The organism is Peribacillus sp. R9-11 (genome assembly GCF_031345095.1).
GTDB lineage: Bacteria > Bacillota > Bacilli > Bacillales > DSM-1321 > Peribacillus > Peribacillus butanolivorans.
This window is the reverse complement of the sequence record NZ_CP133763.1, coordinates 1,062,602-1,084,240: the sequence shown is the minus strand read 5'-3', so window position 1 is coordinate 1,084,240 and position 21,639 is coordinate 1,062,602. Positions and strand designations below refer to the sequence as shown.

At 37.1% G+C, this 21,639-nt stretch carries 18 protein-coding genes, 1 pseudogene and 1 riboswitch; of the genes and pseudogenes, 12 read left to right on the top strand and 7 right to left on the bottom strand.

The genetic code is table 11. From position 1 onward, the window contains the following. The first annotated feature begins 410 nt into the window (after positions 1–410). The 3 genes from RE409_RS05155 (at position 411) to RE409_RS05145 (ending at position 2,980) form a co-directional block, all read left to right on the top strand. Entirely contained in the window at positions 411–1,805 is a 1,395-nt protein-coding gene (locus tag RE409_RS05155; RefSeq protein ID WP_201182326.1) for a sigma-54 interaction domain-containing protein, read from the top strand. 484 nt (positions 1,806–2,289) lie between these two features. Next, a complete protein-coding gene (locus RE409_RS05150) occupies positions 2,290–2,421 on the top strand; it encodes a hypothetical protein (RefSeq protein ID WP_269083720.1) in 132 nt (43 codons plus the stop codon). A 331-nt stretch (positions 2,422–2,752) separates the two neighbouring features. After that, a complete protein-coding gene (locus RE409_RS05145) occupies positions 2,753–2,980 on the top strand; it encodes a zinc-binding dehydrogenase (RefSeq protein WP_397444155.1) in 228 nt (75 codons plus the stop codon). 136 nt (positions 2,981–3,116) lie between these two features. Here the strand turns inward: RE409_RS05145 and cobT are convergent, their stop codons facing one another. Further along, positions 3,117–4,163 carry a nicotinate-nucleotide--dimethylbenzimidazole phosphoribosyltransferase gene (cobT, locus tag RE409_RS05140; protein ID WP_201182328.1) on the bottom strand — a complete coding sequence of 349 codons (1,047 nt, stop codon included), beginning with the start codon at positions 4,161–4,163 and terminating at the stop codon, positions 3,117–3,119. Positions 4,164–4,327: 164 nt separating this feature from the next. Then, positions 4,328–4,876 (bottom strand): signal peptidase I, encoded by a 549-nt coding sequence (gene lepB / locus RE409_RS05135; RefSeq protein WP_201221925.1) that lies wholly within the window; start codon positions 4,874–4,876, stop codon positions 4,328–4,330. Between the two features lie 201 nt (positions 4,877–5,077). Here lepB and RE409_RS05130 point away from each other — a divergent pair, with 201 nt between their 5' ends. Then, a complete protein-coding gene (locus RE409_RS05130) occupies positions 5,078–6,058 on the top strand; it encodes a bile acid:sodium symporter family protein (RefSeq protein ID WP_309558654.1) in 981 nt (326 codons plus the stop codon). Positions 6,059–6,078: 20 nt separating this feature from the next. Here RE409_RS05130 and RE409_RS05125 read toward each other — a convergent pair whose 3' ends face one another. After that, positions 6,079–7,263: an acyl-CoA dehydrogenase family protein gene (locus RE409_RS05125; RefSeq protein WP_201254291.1), complete on the bottom strand. Its 1,185-nt coding sequence runs from the start codon at positions 7,261–7,263 to the stop codon at positions 6,079–6,081. Positions 7,264–7,672: 409 nt separating this feature from the next. Between RE409_RS05125 and sfnG the strand changes: the two genes are divergently transcribed. Beyond that, positions 7,673–8,782 (top strand): dimethylsulfone monooxygenase SfnG, encoded by a 1,110-nt coding sequence (gene sfnG, locus RE409_RS05120; RefSeq protein ID WP_201182335.1) that lies wholly within the window; start codon positions 7,673–7,675, stop codon positions 8,780–8,782. Between the two features lie 146 nt (positions 8,783–8,928). Further along, entirely contained in the window at positions 8,929–9,474 is a 546-nt protein-coding gene (locus RE409_RS05115; RefSeq protein WP_201182337.1) for an NADPH-dependent FMN reductase, read from the top strand. Positions 9,475–9,789: 315 nt separating this feature from the next. Here the strand turns inward: RE409_RS05115 and RE409_RS05110 are convergent, their stop codons facing one another. The 3 genes from RE409_RS05110 to RE409_RS05100 all read right to left on the bottom strand — a co-directional run bounded on the left by RE409_RS05110 (position 9,790) and on the right by RE409_RS05100 (position 13,861). After that, positions 9,790–10,575: a glucose 1-dehydrogenase gene (locus RE409_RS05110; protein ID WP_309558653.1), complete on the bottom strand. Its 786-nt coding sequence runs from the start codon at positions 10,573–10,575 to the stop codon at positions 9,790–9,792. A 15-nt stretch (positions 10,576–10,590) separates the two neighbouring features. After that, complete coding sequence (locus RE409_RS05105; RefSeq protein WP_190270240.1) at positions 10,591–11,445, bottom strand: RhaT/GlcU family sugar-proton symporter; 855 nt, start codon at positions 11,443–11,445, stop codon at positions 10,591–10,593. Between the two features lie 589 nt (positions 11,446–12,034). Beyond that, entirely contained in the window at positions 12,035–13,861 is a 1,827-nt protein-coding gene (locus RE409_RS05100; RefSeq protein WP_201182343.1) for an APC family permease, read from the bottom strand. 151 nt (positions 13,862–14,012) lie between these two features. Then, positions 14,013–14,156: riboswitch (cyclic di-AMP (ydaO/yuaA leader) on the bottom strand. Positions 14,157–14,312: 156 nt separating this feature from the next. Between RE409_RS05100 and RE409_RS05095 the strand changes: the two genes are divergently transcribed. The 3 genes from RE409_RS05095 (at position 14,313) to RE409_RS05085 (ending at position 16,538) form a co-directional block, all read left to right on the top strand. Beyond that, positions 14,313–14,453, top strand: a complete 141-nt coding sequence (locus tag RE409_RS05095) for a hypothetical protein (protein ID WP_201182345.1) — start codon at positions 14,313–14,315, stop codon at positions 14,451–14,453. A gap of 423 nt (positions 14,454–14,876) precedes the next feature. Next, positions 14,877–16,271 carry a cytochrome P450 gene (locus RE409_RS05090; RefSeq protein ID WP_309558652.1) on the top strand — a complete coding sequence of 465 codons (1,395 nt, stop codon included), beginning with the start codon at positions 14,877–14,879 and terminating at the stop codon, positions 16,269–16,271. Positions 16,272–16,370: 99 nt separating this feature from the next. Further along, positions 16,371–16,538, top strand: coding sequence for a hypothetical protein (locus tag RE409_RS05085; RefSeq protein ID WP_309558651.1), 168 nt, complete (start codon positions 16,371–16,373; stop codon positions 16,536–16,538). A 134-nt stretch (positions 16,539–16,672) separates the two neighbouring features. On the opposite strand, the pseudogene RE409_RS30625 reads toward RE409_RS05085, so the two are convergent. Next, positions 16,673–16,786: pseudogene (locus RE409_RS30625) on the bottom strand (YjcZ family sporulation protein); the annotation flags it as partial. 1,075 nt (positions 16,787–17,861) lie between these two features. On the opposite strand from RE409_RS30625, the gene RE409_RS05075 reads away from it, so the two are divergent. The 3 genes from RE409_RS05075 (at position 17,862) to RE409_RS05065 (ending at position 21,594) form a co-directional block, all read left to right on the top strand. Further along, positions 17,862–19,205, top strand: coding sequence for an amino acid permease (locus RE409_RS05075; RefSeq protein WP_201250905.1), 1,344 nt, complete (start codon positions 17,862–17,864; stop codon positions 19,203–19,205). Between the two features lie 468 nt (positions 19,206–19,673). Then, the gene (locus RE409_RS05070) at positions 19,674–20,351 is read left to right on the top strand and encodes a FadR/GntR family transcriptional regulator (protein ID WP_201182349.1); all 678 of its coding nucleotides are present in this window, start codon (positions 19,674–19,676) and stop codon (positions 20,349–20,351) included. Positions 20,352–20,367: 16 nt separating this feature from the next. Beyond that, a complete protein-coding gene (locus RE409_RS05065) occupies positions 20,368–21,594 on the top strand; it encodes a CynX/NimT family MFS transporter (protein WP_201221935.1) in 1,227 nt (408 codons plus the stop codon). Positions 21,595–21,639: the final 45 nt, after the last annotated feature.

Below are 21,639 nucleotides of genomic sequence, written 5' to 3'. Positions count from 1 at the left end.
CTAAAACTATGCTAAGAAACAGTGAAAGAGCAACAAAACATAAAATAGCAATAAACCGCCTTTATAGGAAACGCTCACCTAGATTAAAATGCAAAAGAATCAGTCCTAATGCTGCGATTAGATACGAAACACAGCCTAATATTCCTTACTGTACAACTCGTTGTGAAAAGAGTTAAAAGCATAAATAAAATTATCGTCGCACCTGCTCCACAAAAAAACTGCACGCATTATAAATTTATTAGAATAAAAGCCTACCATCATTTGAACAAAAGGCTGCTAAAGCAAAGCTGACCAAAAAGATCCTGGTCACAAATGATTCACTTTCAAATCAAAATATCTGAAAATTCTTGATTTTACCCTTGTTTTTGATTTATATTTGAATCACTAGAACAATAGATAAGGAGAAAATAATGAGTGATAACAATGTGAAAAGAGTATTGGACACCATCATCAGCACATCCAATAACAATATTACCGTGACCGATGAAAAGGGTTTTATTTTATTTACGAATCCTAACCACTGGTGGATTTATGGAATTGAGCCCGACCATTATCTTGGAAAATCGGTTTACCAGCTGGAAACTGAAGGAATACTTTCTCCATCGATCACCGCTATGGTTTTGAAAGAACGGACACCTATTCAAATCATGCAACATACGAAGACGGGAAAAATCGTCATGTCGACTGCATATCCCATCTTTAATGATGATGGTGAATTGGTTCGCGTCGTTAGTTATGCCCAGGACCAAACAGAAATCAGAAACCTACAGGATCAATACGGACAATTGAAGAAAAAGGTTCAAGACTACCAAACAGAGGTCGAGGAACTTCGGGAACAGGAAGAACTTATCTATCGAAGCAAGGAAATGCGGCAAATCGCCAAAACGATACTCCGTGTTTCAAAAACGGATGCTACTGTCATGCTTCTCGGGGAATCCGGGGTTGGAAAGAGCGTCTTTGCCCGAAGGCTCCATAATCAGAGCTATCGCAGTAAAGAACCATTCATCGAAGTCAACTGCAGTACCATTCCAGAAAGTCTTTTTGAATCTGAAATGTTTGGATACGAGGCAGGATCCTTCACAGGGGCGCAAAAGCATGGGAAACAAGGATTAATTGAACTGGCACATAACGGAACCTTATTTCTAGATGAAATCGGAGAACTTCCCCTGGATATGCAGGTGAAATTATTAAATGTTCTGCAGGAGAAAAACTTTAAAAGAGTGGGTGGAAAAAAAGAGCATAAGATAGACTTTCGGCTCGTAACAGCAACAAATCAAAACCTCGAAGAAATGGTAGAAAAAGGATTATTCAGACTCGATTTGTATTACCGCTTAAACGTGATTCCTGTCCATATCCCACCTTTACGAGAAAGAAAAGAGGATATTGCCATCTTAATCAATCATAATCTCGAGATCATTAACAAGAAATACAAGACCGACAAGAAATTGCACCCATCCACATACGAAATCCTCATCCAGCATAAATGGTCCGGGAACGTACGTGAATTAGAAAACTTAATTGAACGGCTCATTTTGACTTCCGAAGACTCCATTATTTTCCCAGGCTTCCTCCCCTCCTACTTTCATAGTCAAGAATCTTTGGAGAAAAAGGATGATACCCTAATGATCGATCAAATGATGGTTGAGGACAGCGATCTCAAGACAGCTCTTGAACAAGTGGAAAAATGGATGATGATGAAAGCACATAAACAATGTAAATCCACATATGAAATGGCTAAATTTTTAGGCATTAGCCAGCCTTCTGTCGTTCGAAAAATGAAGAAATATCAAAGTCAACGCTCCTGAGTAATGTAGCTTTGAAATAAAATTTAATCAAATTAATGCTATTGAGATTTCCTTAGTCATTTTTGTGTTCCTTAATCAACTAACGCACCTGTAGTTGAACAAGTACTTTCTCTCTAGAATTCGAACACACTTCGATCCACATATCAAAAGAAAAATACTTTCGGCTGAAACAGAAGTTCAATTCTACATGACCAATTACAACAGCAAGCAGACGCTTAAGCAACCAATGATATCATTGCCGGTAAGGAAGAATTAACTTAATTAGCTAACTTCAAATTACAAATATACAAGCAGCCTCTGATGTGTAATATCGGGAAGTGTTACCAACTTAAACAACTACATAAGACCTCTACAACCTCTCCTATTTGGAGGGGTTTATATTATGAAATCAACTTGTACACTTTTCCTAATCCTTTTTTTCTTTTTATGTTTTATCTTCTAGTTTTTGGAGACCTTAAAAATAACCACAATTAGGAGGGGTAAAGTGAAAACAGAAGATGAAAAAACCTCAGAAGGCTTAAATGAGATTTTTGAAATTATTAATGCTAAAGGTGACATAGAAGAATTAAAAGAAATCGTCCAAAAATCTGATGAACAATTAGATAAAGACAAATAAATGAGAGGATTTAATATCCTCTTTTTTAGCTGATTTACATTCTTCTTAATGAATAGTTTGAGTCAATTACGACACCAAAGATCAACTATCCTGCCCCTTTATCTGCATAAGGAAAGGCGATCCTTCTTAATGAAGAATCGCACCTATTAGTGGAGCAAGGATAGTAATCTTTTGTCTATCAAAAAACTCTCTTTTCTAAACTTTGAATACTGAATATCGGTATCCATATTCTTGAAAATTCTAACAGAGATATTACGTTTCAGTAAAAAACTCTCCTTTGTTCTTGTTATTCTATCTTGCAGCTGTCGCTGGGCTGCCACAGGTTGTTCAAATGCTTTGGACTTCAATGATAGGCAGCAAGAAAGTAATAGGTGGAATAACACCCGGAAGAACTGAGGATCTGATCTTTCTCAAAGAGCTTATTGAGGCGGGAAAGATAAAATCTGTCATAGATAGGCACTCTCCGTTGGAACAAATTGCCGAGGCTCATAGCTATGTAGAAAAAGGACACAAAAAGGGTAATGTAGTAATAACTTTGGAACATAATAACAAAACCTAATAAAGCGGATGCACCGGACCGCTCATGGTAAAAAAACAAGAAATCACGGTAGATGCATGATGTTTTTTTCTTAGCAGGTCTTTTTACATAAAAATAAGAGGCCTTCATATAGAAAGCCTCCTTCTTACTATAATTATTATTTGTTTGACACACCTGCCGACTCAAATGTTGCCATTTCCTTTATGACCAATGTCGCCGACTTAAGAATAGGAAAAGCAACTGCGGCTCCTGTTCCTTCTCCTATTCTCATTCCCAGTTGAAGAATTGGCTCTTTACCAAGCAATTCAATGGCCGTTCTATGTCCCGGCTCTGCGGATTGATGTCCGACAAACATATAATCAGATGCACGACCCGAAATCAGGTTTGCAATTACAGCAGCCGTCGTTGTAATAAAACCATCAACAAGAATGGGAATTCGGTTATTGGCTGCTGCTAGCATGGCTCCTGCCATCCCGGCAATTTCGAATCCGCCAATTTTCATCAGAATATCGATTGGATCATCAGGAATAGGTTTTCTTAATAAGATTGCTTCTTCAATAACTCTTTGTTTATGTAAAATACCTTCACTTTTTAGTCCTGTTCCCTGGCCTACAAGCGATTCTACGCTCTTCCCGCTAATAACGGAGATGATTGCAGAACTAGCTGTCGTATTTCCGATTCCCATTTCACCGAGGATTAGACATTTCGCTCCCTGTTCAATCATTTTCTGCGCGCGCTCATACCCGATTTCAAGCGCTTGGTTTACTTCTTCCCGTGTCATCGCATCTTCTTTATAGAAGTTTCTTGTTCCACGGCGGACTTTCCTTGAAGTTAATTCCGGTGCTTCAATATCAGCGTCAATCCCGATATCAACTATGTCAAAAAAAGCATGAATCGCACGGCTGAATACATTGATGGCGGCTCCGTTATTCAGGAAATTGAGAGCCATTTGTTCTGTCACTTCTTTTGGATAAGCGGAAACCCCCTCATCCGTAATCCCATGATCGGCTGCAAACACAATCACGCCCGGTCTCGATACTTCAGGAAAGGCTTCACCTGTCATCTTTGCTAATTCAATTATCAATTCTTCCAGCCGTCCCAAACTTCCCTGCGGAACTGTCAGAGAATCCACATACCTTTTTACCTGCTGTCCCATTTCTTCATCCAGCATTGGGATGGAGAGAGTGGCTAATTCATTCTTCATTATGAAAAAACCTCCAAAATTCAAAATAAAAAACCTTAACCATTGGAAAAGGTTCTTAATCTATCATCTGCTATAAATACAACTTAGTCCATATTATTACGCTATAAAATTTCTCTTCAAGTAATATGGATAATTAACACACGCGTATTCCAAGTTTATAATTTTTACTGTGGCATCCCTAGTTCGCTTAATGGATAGAAACGAAATTCCACTTTACCCACAAGTGATTCCTCGGATATAAAACCAAATCTTCTGCCATCCCAGCTATCCCTACGATTATCTCCCATGACAAATAAATAACCATTGGGTACTTTGGATTTCCCTAATAGATTTTGCAGGGTAAAATTCTCCGTCAGATTTTCTTCAGGTGGAATTTCCTCTTTATTTGTTTTCAAATATGGTTCTGTATACTTTTTCCCATTGATATATAGTACGTCTTTTTTCACTTCCACACTGTCACCTGGAAGGCCGATCACCCTTTTGATATACTTCTTATCTGCATCAGGAGCATGAAATACGACCATATCGAAATGTTCGATCTTACCGATTTTTGTAACTACAATCCTGTTATTGTTTTCATAAGTTGGCTCCATTGATTTACCTTTAACAATCACTGGGGTAAATAAAAACTGGTTGCAAATAAACACGATTATTAAAGCAAATAGGATAGATTTCACCCATGAAAATACTTCACTTTTTATATCTTTCTGCATAGATACTCCCCTCTCCTCTATTTTGAACGGCTAACATTTCTAAAATAAAAATCTCTTCATATTAATATTTTACTTAAATGGATTTATTATGTATATAGTAGAAGTCGTTAAGTCAAAAGTTCATTCTTTTAAAATACGTATTATTGAAAATGGTAAACTTACTTATGAAGAATTTCACGTAGGAAATGGATGGATGAATGAATGATGCTGAAGACTATTAATAAACAAATGGATAAAGCTATGCCGCTTATTACACCAATAAGCGTTGTTATTGGCGTCTTATTAGCCGAACATTTAACTGACTACACATTTCTAGTTCCATGGATATTTGCTTTCATCACATTTGCAGGAAGTTTAGGCTCAAACTTTAAATCACTGCAACGGGTAGTCACACACCCTTTACCTGTTTTCATCGTTTTGATCATCCTGCACGTACTTATGCCAATATGGGCCTGGGCCCTTGGCCATTTAGTTTTTCGTGGGGATGCCTTCACGATTACGGGTTTAGTTTTATCAGTAGTCATTCCAACGGGTGTCACCAGTATGATTTGGGTATCCATTTATAAAGGAAATGCCGTACTTGCTCTAACCATTATCCTCATCGACACCCTGCTCTCTCCATTCATCGTTCCTTACAGTGTTGCCCTTTTCGGAGGCGGCTCAATCGAAATGGATATGTGGTCAATGGTGAAAGGGTTAATCGGAATGGTCGTTCTTCCGTCCATGCTGGCAATGTTCTTGAATCAGACTACGAAAGGCAAGGTAAAAACAAGTCTATCCCCCCGCTTAGCCCCTTTTTCCAAACTAAGCGTAGGAATTGTCGTAATATTGAACAGTTCAAAAATTGCACCCTATTTAACTCATTTCGACAAAAAATTAATAATCACGACCTTCTTAGTTTTATTTATAGCCGCTTCAGGCTATGCTCTTTCTTGGATAATTGGTAAATTATTAAAATGGGAAAAGGAAGACGTCATTACCTTAACTTTTACCGGCGGGATGCGGAACATCAGTGCTGGAGCTGTTCTTGCGACCACCTATTTCCCGGCTGCCGTTGCGGTTCCTGTAGTACTTGGAATGCTGTTTCAACAGATGCTCGCTTCCTTTTTCGGATATTCATTAGATAAGTATTACCATCGACGTTTTTCAAAGATTAAATCGGATGGTTTTTTTAAAACTTGAAATAATTCATGCTTACTTCGTTAGGAATAAGGTGTGATTTCAGGCACCTTAGAATTGAGGGCCCAATTGCCGATATCCCGAATTTTATATTCAATCGGATCATGCAATGTATGGGTTCTTATATTCCTCCAAAATCGATCATACTGATACCTAGCCGAGGTAGCTCTTGCACCCATTACATCAAACATACGATTCGTTACCTCTAATGCCGTTTTCGCTACAGAAACCTTCGCTGTTGCAATTGTGATCCCGCACTCTCCCCGTTCCTGCTCAGTTAGTGTCCACTCTTTTCCCCATACAAACTGCAGGGCATCTGCAGCATTTTGAGCCAGTGCAGCTGAAGCTTTTAATTGAACGAATAATTCTCCATAATGGCGAATGGTATAGGGATCGCTGGTTGCATCTTCTACATTAGACGTCAACCAAGGACGGGTCACATTCTTTGTATAGTTTTTTGCTTCTTCAAAGGCTCCTTCCGCAACTCCTAGCATCACATGAACCAAAATTGTTTGGGCAATATGTGTCCTTAATGTAGGAAACAAACCTTGGAGGTCTTGTTCATAATAATCAAGCACCTCTTCATTTTTCAGTAACACTTCATTAAAAATAACAGTCCCGCTGTCTGTTTGCCGCTGTCCAAAACTATCCCAATCATCCTGTATAATAATTCCTTTTCGATTAGTTGGAATAACAGCAATAACAGGGCGATCAAAACCTGTGCTCTTAGCAGAAATCAATAAGCGGGCAGAATCCATTGCCCCTGAACAAAAGCTTTTTTTCCCACTCAATATCCATTGTGAGTTTTCTTTCTTCAATAGCAAATTTTCATCCCGCGGATTAAAGGCATTTCCCCAGAACAAATTTTTTTCGGCCGTTTCCTTATATAACTTTTCTTTCTGAAATGGAGATCCGAATAAGTGGACAGATGTCAAACATAAGAAATGATATCCGAATAAATGTGCGATCGATCCATCCACTTTTGCCAGTTCACGTGTTAATTGTAAAACTGTTTTCCAATCTTCCCCTTTCCCTCCTAGGGATTTTGGAATCATAAGCGAAAGCAAACCACTTTCACGAAGTAAGTCACGCTCAAATTTTGCCGTTCCTCCTCTTTTATCTCGCTCAATTGCTGTTTTAGCAAATTCCTTCGCGAGATTGTTAGCTATCTCAAGATAATTAGCCTTATTTTCTTTCGCTATTTTCATTAATTGAGTCCTCCTTAATTCGTCTTGATTTTTCAAAAATAATAAAGAGACTCCCCTCTCAAGATATAATCCACCTTGAATTGGGAGCCTCTAGTGACCTAGTCGGCTATTTAATTATCAGAATCTTCGTTTTAATATTAAATCTTATTAAACACATTAGTCAAGTAATGTTTAAGAATGGTTTTTTATAAAGGGTACAAATCCGCCTCTCAATACTCACTTGACAGGTAGGCTTAATGTATATTAAACTTTCTCACAAAGGTGTACGTACTTAAAAAAACAAAAAATGCTGACTGGTTTACCAGAGGCTCTTGTCGAACTCTTCTTTTTTGAAGGCTGACAAGAGCCTTTCTTTATGAAAAATTGCTTTTTAGATAAGAGTATTCCCGAAAAACAGGAGGTAATTTTAATGAGTTTACAATTTGCATATTGGGCACCAAATGTAAGTGGAGGTCTGGTTATTTCGGATATTCCCCAAAGAACAGGTTGGACGTATGACGCGAATAAACGATATGCACAAATGGCCGAAAATCTTGGATTTGATTATGTTTTACTACAAACTAGATTCTTTGCAAGCTATGGGGCTGAGAATCAATTAGAAGCTGCTACGCTTGCTTCTGCATTGGCAAGTGTGACTAATAAAATTAATATCATTACAGCCGTTCTTCCTGGACTATGGCACCCAGGTGTCGTAGCCAAAATTATCTCAACAATCGATCATATCAGCAATGGACGTGCTTCCATAAATATCGTTAGTGGATGGTTTAAAGGCGAGTTTACTGGTTATGGAGAACCATGGTTAGATCATGATGAACGTTATCGGCGTTCTGAAGAGTTTATACAAGTTCTACGGAATTTATGGACAAAGGAAGCGACTACTTTTAAGGGTGATTTTTACCGAACAAATGAAGCACCCCTAAAACCCAAACCGATTAACCCTCCCAAAATATTTCAAGGTGGCAACTCTATTGCCGCAAGAGAAATGGCAGGACGAGTGTCTGATGTTTATTTTATAAACGGAAACACACTAGAGAAATTAAAAGAACAAATAGACCATGTACGATCACTGGCTCGCTCGAATGGAAGAGAAATTCAGATTGGTGTCAATGGTTTTGTGATTGTCCGTGATACAGAAGAAAAAGCAAAACAAGTTTTAACAGATATTGTTTTACATGCAGATCAAAAGGCTGTCGAAGGATTTAAAAGCCAAGTGAAATTTGCAGGTCAAGCTTCTTCACAAGGTGAAGGAATGTGGCAAAACTCAACATTCGAGGATCTCGTTCAATACAACGACGGATTTAAAACCGGGTTAATTGGGTCTGCCGAGCAAGTTGCGGACCGCATCATTAAATTGAAAAAAATCGGAGTGGATATCATCCTAACAGGATTCCTGCACTACGAAGAAGATTTACAAGTCTTCGGGGAGAAGATAATTCCTCTCGTAAGGCAAAAGGAAGCAAAGGTAAAAGAAGATACTGCTACTATATCGCTAATAGCAAAGAATGCAACACTGATTTAAAGTGGTCACAATACTCCGAAGTAGTACAAGTATTTGAGTTTTCATAAGCATCCTTTTTCCCTTTCAATAAAATAACAATTATAATATCAAAGTGGAACAAATTAACACGAATGGAAAATACAAATAAATACTCGGAGGTAATGAAGATGAAAGTTGTTGCAATTGTAGGGAGTATTCGTAAAGAATCTTATAACCTAAAGCTTGCTAAATTTATTCAAACTCAATATCAAGAACGGTTTGAACTTGAAATCTTAAACGTTCGGGATTTGCCTTTTTATGACCAAGATATCGAAAACGACCCTCCTGTAGTGGTAAAAGAATTTAAAAGCAAAGTGGCCAATGCAGATGCAGTCTTGTGGGTAACTCCTGAATACAATGGAACGATTCCAGGCGTATTAGGCAATGTTATCGATTGGTTATCACGTGTAGATAAAGTCATGATTGGTAAACCATCATGGATCATGGGTGCGTCCATGGGACATTTAGGAACGGTTAAAGCCCAATTACATTTGCGTGAAATTCTATTTGCTCTAGGTATCTCCTCTCCTTTGCTTCCTGGAAATGAAGTTTATGTTGGAGCAGTTCATGAAAAAATCGATAAAGAAGGTACTCTTACTCATGAACCGACTGTTCAGTTTTTAGATACGGTCGTTGATAACTTCATTACCTGGTTTAATCATCATAATCGTTAATTTAGTAAAAATCCCAGTAGGAATGATCCTACTGGGATTTTTTGTGCATCAAACCTATTCATTAAGCTACCTACGCCTAGTATAAGTTGTGAGACAGATTCACTCTTTTTTAGCTGAACTTGCATCTTCCCTTTTTAAAAAGTCTTAAAAAGATTGAAGAACGAGCCAACCCGGTAAAAGGCCGCTCTTTCAGTTTTATTTCATAAGAACTATGTTGAGAAAAGCCCTTATTATGTATAGAAAAGGGCTCGCCTATTATACCAGAAGTAAATTTTCATCCATTAATATTAAGATGAGTTTGTTCAAGAGATGCCTTCATCCTCTTCCCGCTTGAAATGAAGGGTATTTCGTCATGCCTCCATCAGCAAATAGGGTGATGCCCGTAACATAACTAGACTCTGAAGATGCCAGCCATACGGCAACCGCAGCGATTTCTTCAGGCTTTCCAATGTACCCCATCGGAATCATAGTTTCAAGATCCTTTTTCTTTTCAGGATCTTCAAGCTTGTCGGCATTTATTGGTGTGGCTATTGCACCAGGACCAATGCTATTTACACGAATACCTTTTGGCGCATATTCTAACGCCAAAGTTTCCGTAAGCAACTTCACACCACCCTTGCTTGCCGCGTAGTGAACAAATAAAGGCCAAGGAATTTTCTCATGTACACTGGACATGTTTATCACATTTCCTTTAATGTTGTTTTCTACAAAATACTTGATGGCTTCACGGCAACCTAAAAAATTACCGGTTAAATTGGTATCAATTACCCGGTTCCAGTCGCTTAAGGGCATCTCATGTGAAGGAACTGGATTTTCTATTCCTGCATTATTAATGAAAATGTCTAGTTTTCCAAATTCCTTTATGGCTGATTGCACAAGATTAATTACGTCTTCTTCAACGGTGACATCACCTTTTACTGCAATAGCCACCCCATCAGTTTTTTTGATTTCTTCTAACACACTATCTGCTTCCTCTAATTTAGTACGGTAATTAACCACGACCTTTGCCTTTTCCTGAGCAAAGCGAATTGCCATTGCTTTTCCTAAACCAGTAGATGAACCAGTTATCACAACGACCTTGCCTTCTAAATCTGTATACATTCTATCATCCTCCAATTAGCTTTTTGCGAGGCCGAGCATAACCCCAGCTATAATAATCAAGATAATTCCAATAACGATTCCAATTAATTGGCGCTTTGTTTTCTTCTCACGTAAAATGATGATCCCGCCGAGAGTTGAGATGACTATGCCCATTTGAGATAGGGAAAAACTCGTAGCGACTCCCACACGAGGCTGTGATATAAATAAAAACATGTTTCCTGCTGCCCATATTAATCCAGGAATGATATTGCGAATTGCATACTTATTAAACGGCTTATGTTTAAACGTTAATAATAAGCCACCTACCACCATCCCGATTGCTTGAGGAAACAATGCTGACCAGCCATTAACATCAAAGAGACGTGCAACAACCACATAAACTAAATAACCAAATGTTGAGATGAGTAGAATAACGATTCCCTTTTTCAAGTTTCCCGATTTACTCTCTTTTGATTCTTTATCTTCCAGTGAGGTCAACACGATTCCAATGATAATAAATACTAAAGCCAGTACGCCTAAAATAACTGCTTTCAGTGTAGACCATTCGTGAAAAACTATGACTCCAAATAAAGTAGTAGAAATCAGCTGTAATCCCGTTGAAATCGGCATTGTTTTAGAAACACCCATTAAATCAATGCTTTTGAGCTGATTAGCTTGTCCAACAGCCCAAAAAAGTCCTGAAACAAACCCCACACCAAAAACTAGAGGTGACAACTTGATATCCGCGAAAAAATAAACCCCAATAGAAAAAATCAAAGCCCCAATCGTTGTACCGAGCGTTTGACTATAGGGACCACCACCAAGTTTCACATTAAATAAAACGATACTTCCCCAGAATAGTGCCGGTAAGAGAGCTAATAATATATCCATCTTCAACCCCCACATATGTATGTTCAAAACATTAAATCAGGAAATTTTATTTTGTCTTTTTTTAATATGTTCTCATTAAGGAAATTGAGCCATGGTAATTTTATCAATGAAAACTTCTTAGATTTTGATCATCTAATAACCAATTAATCTAATGAATGATAATGATAAATTCAAAAGGATAGACAAATTCAGCTTCAGAAATATTGTCCAACATAAAAAGGATTGCCAGCGGCAACCCTCTTTTCTCAATATAGAGCGTAAATTGAAGAAAGAGCAAACCCAGTTAAGGTTTGCTCTAAGACTGACTGTAGGCAAAAGTGTTTATTTCTAATTGTTAAAACAAAGTTCATTGGAGCGGAAGGTGCAAGACTCCTGCGGGAAAAGCGTGTCCAAGGGAGACCCCACAGGCGCAAAGGCGCCGAGGAGGCTCCCTGACCGCCCGCGGAAAGCTTAGTGCCCTACGTTCCAATCAACGTTCGAATTTTTACAACCCCTCAAAAAAACTGTAGACAAACCCTGTTAAGGTTTGCTCTTTCGGTAGAGAATACAGCAAAGTAAGGCTGTCTGTGGAATCACTTGTTATATATTTTTATTTCTTCAAATGATAAGGTACTGTCGTAATAACTACATTTCTTCTATAAAGTAAGTAGGCACGGATCAGTAAACTAGATTGGTTATGAAGAATATTGTGCCAGCCTTTCTTCGGAATAAATTGTGGAATGATTACAGTAACCTTATAGTTAGATTCCCTCGCTTTATGTTCAACTGTATCTACAAATTTAGTTAATGGCTGAATGATACTTCTGTAATAAGAGTTCAGTGTGACGAGTCTAACATCTGGTTGCCACTTCTTCCATTTTTCTTCGAATTTTTTTTCATCTTCTCTTTCAAAAGCAACATAAACGGCAATAACCTGATGTGCTGAAAGAGATTTAGCATAATTTAAGGAGTTCTCAACCACATGCGTTATACCAGCCACAGGTACAATAATAATATTCCCTTCTATTGGTAATATAGGCTCACAAGTTGTAATCCTAAGTTGGTCACCAACTGCTTCATAATGCTTTCTAATTCGATGAAAAATAACAATGATGATAGGTAAAAAAATCAAAACAGGCCAAACCTGAGTAAATTTGGTTAAAAAGAATATCATCGTGACGATAAAGCTAATAATGGCACCAATTGAATTAATGGTTAATTTCATCATCCATCCTTTTGGCTTTTCGCGAATCCATTTAACAATCATCCCGGACTGAGACAACGTAAATGGAATAAATACCCCTACCGCATAAAGTGGAATAAGATTTTCTGTATGTCCTCCAAATGCGATTATTAAGATGATTGATGCAAGTCCTAGTATGATAATTCCATTGGAATATCCTAATCGGTCTCCTCTAATTGTAAACGCCCTTGGTATGAATTTATCCTTTGCAAGATTTACCGCAAGCAAAGGGAAAGCAGAATAGCCAGTGTTGGCAGCAAGAATTAATATTAATGCTGTCGTTCCTTGGATAAAGAAATACATAAAGTTGCGTCCAAATATCTCTTCAGCAATTTGTGAAACAACAGTTACCTCTGCGCTAGGAACAATGCTTAAATAATAGGCTAAGAATACAATACCCGTAAATAACACAGCAAGTAAGGAACCCATTGCTATTAATGTTTTTGCAGCATTATTAGGCGCTGGATTTTTAAAGTTTGGAATCGCATTGGAAATCGCTTCAACTCCTGTTAATGCAGAGCTACCTGATGCAAAAGCTCTTAGAAGTATAAATAAACTGATCCCTGCTACTGGTGTTCCGATTGATGCATGTAAGTCAGGGGAAACTTCACCAGTCAAAATTTTGTATACACCTACACCAATCAGAATGAATAACGCTAAAACGAAAAGATACACTGGATAGGCTAATACGGAAGCCGACTCTGTTACCCCTCTTAGGTTAAGGATGGTAAGAAGAATTACAAAAATTATAGCAATAACGACATTATATGAATGTAGGCTGGGAAAAGCAGATGTGATGGCATCTGTACCCGCAGAAACACTTACAGCCACAGTTAGGATATAGTCGACTAACAAAGATCCTCCAGCTATCAGCCCAGGATTTACACCCAAATTATTTTTTGAAACCACGTATGCTCCCCCGCCATGAGGATAAGCAAAGATAATTTGTCTATAGGACAAGATTAAAGCCATTAACAGAATCAATACACCAATGGCGATAGGAATGGAATACCAAAATGCTGCGGCACCCACTGTAATTAAAACAATTAAAATTTGTTCCGGGCCATATGCAACGGAAGACAAAGCATCAGAAGATAATATGGCCAAAGCTTTTGTTTTGTTAAGCTTTTGGTCACCTAATGCAGTAGATTTTAGAGGCCGACCTATTAAGAACCTCTTTATAGAAGATAACACTAGAAATCACCGCCATTTTTCAAATTAAGTTTATTTTGCCCAGTTATATGAAAAAAACTTTACGAAAAAAACAAGAATAAAATAGAAAAATGCCCACAAGTCATAGTTAAATAGACCTGCAGACATCATTTTTTTGTCTCACAAGCTCCACCTTCCTTCTCATATAACGCTTACGAGGTTAGCTGTCGGATTCGGACCTTTGAGTAGCCCTACCTAGAAAGGATTCACCCCTTGGATTGTAAAACAATCCTAATAACGGTTCCCCCGTACCATAAGGTTTCAGCGATTTAGAAATATGAAACTGTTGATATCATACTCCCGTGATTCGGAAAAGTAAATGAAAAATTTGCAAACAAAAAGAATAATTTTTTCTTAGAGAGGTTATGTTGTTAACGAATACTTCATTAGTGATTAAGACGCATGGTACCAAGAAAGGATAGAAGAGAATTACATGCCCAAAAAAAATGATAACCCAATAATATCTGATGAATTTTTAGATCAAGTGGTTAAAGAAATTAACGAACAATATGGTGGTCCTACAATGGAAAAAAATGATCAGCACCAAAATAGAGATAGGGAAGAACGAAGCTGAATACATCTCTTATTTATTAACAAAAGGAAATTCCTTTCTGATTATCCCCCAAAAAAAACTCTGGATTCCTCTCACCCAGAGTTTTTTTACACTAGACACCTTTAATTCCTCACCTGTTTATTACCAGTAAATTAGGAACTACCATTTGTACTTCTCTCCTCTTTGTGGTTTCTTATCATCTCAAAATACGCTCTCACGATTTGTAATTTTTTTATACTCAACTTATAGAGAAAACTTTATTTTTAGTTGAGTACGAATGGAAATCTAGTAATCTCCCCTCACCCTTTAGGACTCGTATATTCATTATGATTAACTAATTAAAAATTATGTGCTCTTTCTTTTAACAACTTGTCCAAACCAATATAGCTTATTCTCATAGAATGATTACAAGAAATTATTATTACCGAAAGGAGAGAAACAACATTGAGTGAAAATGATGAAGTTTTATATGATACTCCAATGGTCCCAAATGGAAAACTAATTTCTGGCCATACAAAGGAGTTTCAAAAAGATGTACTTGGCTTTCTTACCCGTTTATCAAAAGAATATGGAGACGTTGCAAAATTTCGTTTTGGACCTTTCCAAAATGTTTACCTCATTTCAAATCCGGATTTAATAAAGCAGATACTTGTAACGAAACAAAAATCCTTCGTCAAATCAAAGGACAGCAATGCTATAAAACCACTCGTTGGTGATGGACTTCTTACTAGCGAAAAAGACGTTCACATGCGCCAGAGAAGGCTTATTCAACCCTCTTTCAAAAAGTCCCATATTAGCAATTATGCCCAGGATATGATTGATATAACAATGGACTATATTTCAACTTGGGAAAATGAGAAAGAACGGATTATTACGAAAGATATGATGAATATCGCCCTTGGGATAATAAGCAGGACCATGTTCAGCATGGATTTCAAAGATGGGTATGATGTGGTCGGAGAACCGATGGAAGCAGCCTTGAAAATTTCCGTCAAAAGGATGAGAACACTTCTTCAATTACCCTTATGGGTTCCAACTAAAAGCAACCGTGAATATAAAAATGCGATACAAAGACTTGATAAAGTGATTTATAGCATTATCGAAAAACGTAGGGAAGATGCAGAAAGACATGAAGATATGCTTGGAATTTTAATGGAGGCTCGAGATGATGAGGACGGCTTAGGTATGTCAAACCAGCAAGTACGCGATGAACTAATGACCATCTTCATTGCCGGTCACGAAACGACGGCAAATACGCTTTCCTGGGCCATATACTTTCTTTCACAGAATCCAGAAGTGGAAACTAAACTTTTCAATGAAATAGATAGAGTAATAGGCAACCGTACTCCTACGCCTGACGATTTCATGAAATTAACATACACACAAAATATTATCAGGGAATCACTTCGCATATACCCGCCAGTCTATATCATTTCACGGGAAGTGGAGGAGGATGTGAAAATAGGGGGGTATCATTTTAAAAAAGGCGATATGTTTTTGCTAAGTCCATATGTGGTGCAGCACAAGCCGGAGTATTTTGATAATCCAGATTCTTTTATTCCTGAGAGATTTGAAAACAACTATTTGAAAACTTTACCTACGTATGCTTACTTTCCGTTTAGCGGGGGACCAAGAGTTTGTATTGGTAATTATTTTTCATTGATGGAAGCTGTGCTTGTCCTAGCGTGTATTGCTCAACGATATAGAATTAGGCTAGCACCGGACCATCATGAAGTAAAACCAATTACAACACTTACACTCAGACCAAAGCGTGGATTGCGCATGATAGTAGAAGAAAGAAATGAAGAAGGGTTCCACCCTGGAGCTTCTGAAATTTAAATGAATATAAAATGGATTACATGAACAAAACTTTCGTTTTTAAGAGCCGGACCTATTTTGGTGGACATCTGAATTACAAAAGGAGGGATGAAAATGTATATGCTTCATTCACACAAGATGGGTACCATCCACACCGAAATGCACTATCTAGGGATGGCTTCACAGGTATTTGCCGGTTATTTAGAATTTCTACAGGATAGTGAACAGGTGCAGGACACCGATTACCTACATCCACTTTCTTTCTCCACGTTATGTGAGAGTGAATAGAATAGCCTCACAGTTCTTTTTAATAATTATAGAAGAAACCGACCCTATTAAGGTCGGCTTTTTTTATTTTTTTAGCAGTAGCCGCCATATCCTTGAACCGGGGCATATCCACCGTCGTATCCACCACCGTATCCACCACCACAAAAGCTAGCTCCAACAATTATTAACAATATAAACAAAACAACTATAAAGGCGAAACCTCCACCAAATCCAAATCCGCCGTCACAACTTGACTCACAACCTGACATATAGAAACATCTCCTTATTTGTTTTTATAGAAGAACTTAAATGGGTTAGTTCATCTTATGCACTAGTCAGGAAAATGACAGCAATAATACAATTTAACTTTTTTTGGTCTTATAATTGGTTATTTCATGATCTTCACTGAATATTGAATAGGATGAAAATTATTTTGTATCAGCTTTATATATATTTTAAAGTCTCACTTATATAGTGTATATTTTCAGATGATTAACCGCACTTTAAGAAAAGATTGAAGGTGATAGCATGGCCAAAATGCTTCCAGTTTTATTAATTTTTTTAGGTACGTATTTACTTATTATGGTCATTGACAACTTACAGGGTTTGAATATGTTCCAATCTCTCTATAACATTAAACAATATTTTACAGTCGCTCGTGGAGAAGATTACTTTCTCCTCTTTTCATTCATTTTTTTCTTTCTATTTTTGAGTATCTTCACAGCCAAAAAAAAAACCAACAGCCTCCCTCTTCATGAAACTGTTGGTTTTATTTTTTGCTTTATATATGCTGTAATCAATAATAGAATGGGGACTCCTATAAACAAAGGTAGATGCAGCAAGTAGGGAACAATTTTGAGTCCTTCATCTATATGAGCCTGATAGCTAGGGGCAATCAAAGGAGATAAGAAGAATTCCATTATCGAAATTATAAAGAGCAATGAACCCGAATTCCTCATATTTGGATTTGGGTTCTTTGTTTACAAAGATGAACTTATATGAACGGGAATCTAGATATAAGTATTTTCAGTAGTTCCTCACAACATTTATTTCCTAAAAAATAACCTCCTTAAAAGTGAGTATTCTAATACAAAAATAAATTAACTTTAACAAATGACATTTTAATAAGAATAAGTATCAAAATATGTTTAAATAATATCCACAATTCATTCTCTGCTGTTAAAGATATAGTTTTTCTGATCACTACATAAATTGACATTATTCTGAATTATGATATATTAATATAGTTACTTTAGCGCGCAAAAGCGTTTAATCATAGAAGAGTTAATTGATTTTTATTAAAATAATATTTTATTAAAATAACGAAAGAAAGGCATGAATAACATGGAAAAGACTCATCATGATTTACAAAGGGGCTTATTGCCAAGACATGTCCAGTTTATTGCGTTAGCAGGAATGATAGGAACAGGGATCTTTAAGGGGAGCTCAGATACATTAAATATGGCTGGTCCAAGTGTTGTGATAGCCTATTTAATAGGGGGCCTATTGTTATTTATTGTAATGGCAGCTTTAGGAGAAATGGCAACCGTTTTTCCCAATTTGAACGTACAACATCTTATAAATAAAGCTTTTGGGTTTCAATTATCCTTTATTGTAGGATGGCTCTATTGGTTTAACTGGATTATCGTGATCATTGTAGAAATAGTGGCAGCCGGAAGCTTTTTACAATACTGGTTTCCTTCTGTACCATTATGGCTACTAAGTATACTATGTGCGTCAGTAGTAATAGGAATAAATTTGTTTCAAGTAAAATACTATGGAGAACTCGAGTTTTGGTTTGCAGGTATTAAAATAATAACTTTAATTGCTTTTATTATTTTAGGAGCTTTGATTCTGATAGGAATTTTCCCTAGTTCCGCTTCATTTTCTAATTATACGGAACATGGTGGCTTTTTCCCCCAAGGAATTGGAGGCATGTTAAGTGCACTTTTAGTTGTAATGTTTTCATATGGGGGTGCTGAATTAATTGGTGTGGCTGTCACAGAAACCAAAGACAGTCAGCGAGTTATACCAAAAATCATTAAAGGAACAGTATGGCGGGTAATCCTTTTTTACGTCTTGCCAATTCTTATTATTTGCGGAGTAATACCTTGGAACCAAGTAAGTACTGAAGAGAGTCCTTTCGTTCAGGTTTTCAGCTTAACAGGACTTCCAGGAGCTGCTGATATTATGAATTTCGTTCTTTTAACTGCTGTCTTATCAGCTGCAAATTCAGGTATATACGCTACATCAAGAACATTGTTTACTCTTTCTCAGAACAGAGAAGCCCCTAAGGTATTTATAAAAACAACCAAAAAAGGTATCCCACTTAATGGAATATTTTTAACTACATTATGTATATTATTTGGTGTGTTTTTATCCTATTTGACTCCCGATCTGATATTAAGCTATCTAATGGCTATCCCTGGCTTTACAGTTTTATTATTATGGATCAGTATATGTTCTGCCCAATTGAAGCTCCGTAAACAATACACTGACGAACCAGGTTTCCGGGTAAAATGGTACCCATATACAACTATATTTGCGATCATAGCTTTAAGCTTTATTTTTATTGCTTTTATCTTTAATAAACAAAATATAATTGGTACCACTGTATGTCTTGTAACTGTAGCAGTATTTATCCTGCTCTCTTTTTTAGTCAAACAAAAAAAATCAGCTAAGAAATAGACATACTTCTTTTGAATTACAATTAAGTCTGGGAATTTAATTCCCAGACTTTTTTATAATTCCTTATTTGTTTTAACATAAAGTACCTTATAAGAAATGAAGCCCTGAAATTTTTGATTTCAGGGCTTTTTTCTCCAATATTAAAGACTTTCTGTACAATTGAGAAAGTTCTTTTGCAATAATCCAGACTGTATTATTCGAGCCTTTTCATTTACCGGCATACGAAATTTAGCCCAGTAATGGGGGACAAGAGAAAAAACACCCCATGTCTCGTATAAGTTATGAACATTAAATAGGAAATGTTTTTTCTTATAGGAAATTGAGTCCATTATACAGCCAAGGTGGAAAATTGGATGGGGAAGGAAGTTTTGAATACCCGTACTTTAACATTATTCTTGTTTATATTTCAACATACATATGTTAAAATAACCAATGAACCAATCATCCTACAAATTTGAGGTGTATATATTGACCATATCTAAAACAAATCGTTTATCACTTGTAGAACAAGTTGTTTCCCAAATTGAATCGTTAATCGAATCTGGCGAATGGAAGATTGGAAATCAGATTCCTCCTGAAATGGATTTGATAAAACAGTTCGATGTGAGTAGAAATACATTAAGAGAAGCTGTACGATCACTTGTTTATGCAGGTCTTTTAGTAACAAAACAAGGAAAGGGAACGTTCGTCAAGTCATCAAGTGCCCTGGGAGTTGCATTTCAAAGAAGGATCCAGCAGTCAAGTTTATTAGAGACGTTAGAGGTTCGTCATGCACTTGAAAGAGAAGGAGCACAATTAGCTGCACTAAGACGTGACCAAGAAGATATAGAACAGATGAGAATTCATATAGAAGCATGTCGTAAGGCTGCTGAAGCAAAGGATAGTAAGGCTTACGAAGAAGCTGATATTCAGTTACATAAATCAATTATGGGTTCATCACATAATGATTTATTGATTGATTTGTACGAACATATGGAAGATTCTTTGCATGCTTCCATCCATCAGATAGCTGAGATGAGTTCAGGTGCGAACTTTCATTTGAACATTCATTGTAACCTTGTAGATGCCATCATCGAACAAGATGTAAATCGGGCAATTGAAACAGTGAATGAATACATTACACAATTCAAAAAATCTTTAGTCTAAGTACGGAGGACAAATTATGGGTATTCATCAAGCGGCAAATCAACTAGAACAAACAAAAATAGATCTTAAACCTAGAATTGGACTACTTATTATCGGGATCATTCTGATTGGGGCCAACCTAAGAGCTCCTTTAACTTCTGTAGGACCTCTGGTAACTTCGATTCGGGATAATTTGGGAATATCCAATACACTATCAGGTTCATTAACAACATTGCCTTTACTTGCTTTTGCACTCTTATCTCCATTTGCACCTAAGTTAGCTCGACGTTTTGGAATGGAGCTTACCCTATTCATTTCCTTAATCTTATTAACGATTGGGATTGGGATACGATCTATTGGCGGAGTGACGACATTGTTTTTAGGAACCATTTTAATTGGGTTAGCCATCGCTATTGGCAATGTATTGTTACCCAGTCTTATTAAACATAACTTTGCACGGAATATCGGTTTGATGACAGGGGTTTATGCAGTTTCCATGAATTTATGTGGTGCAATAGGATCCGGTATCAGTATTCCCATTTCCTCTTTATCAGGGTTAGGATGGGCTGGTGCACTTGGATGTTGGGGAATCTTATCTCTTATTACCGTTTTCTTTTGGATGCCACAATTAAAAAAGCCATTCAAGTCCGATAAGGATGAACAAACGGCTCAAAAGGTAAAAAACATTAACTTATGGCGTTCGGGTTTAGCATGGCAGATCACTTTATTCATGGGACTGCAATCGTTTATCTTTTATACAGTAATTACCTGGATGCCAGAAATTCTGGAGCAAAAAGGACTAAATGCTGATGAAGCTGGCTGGATGCTATCCATCATGCAGCTTGCCGTCATTCCTATAACATTCATTGTGCCAATTTTAGCTGGACGCATACAAAGTCAGCGTTTGTTAGTAGTCCCTCCTGTTATTTTTCTTATTGTAGGGATATTCGGTATTTTGTACGGAAGCACGCTGCTTATCCCAGTATGCATGATTTTGATTGGGGTTGGAGTCGGAACTATATTTAGTTTATCCATGATGTTCTTTAGTCTTCGTACACAAAGTACCCATGAGGCGACGGAACTATCCGGAATGGCTCAATCATTTGGTTATCTTTTAGCTGCTGTTGGACCAGTATTATTTGGAGGGCTACATGACATTACACACAGTTGGACGATTCCCTTATTAATGTTAATCGTAGTATCAGCTCTAATTTTCATAGTTGGAATGCGTGCAGGAAAAAACGAATATGTAACAACTCATTAATCGCTTTAATAAATGTTTCTGTGCACAAATATCGTGCTTTTTTAA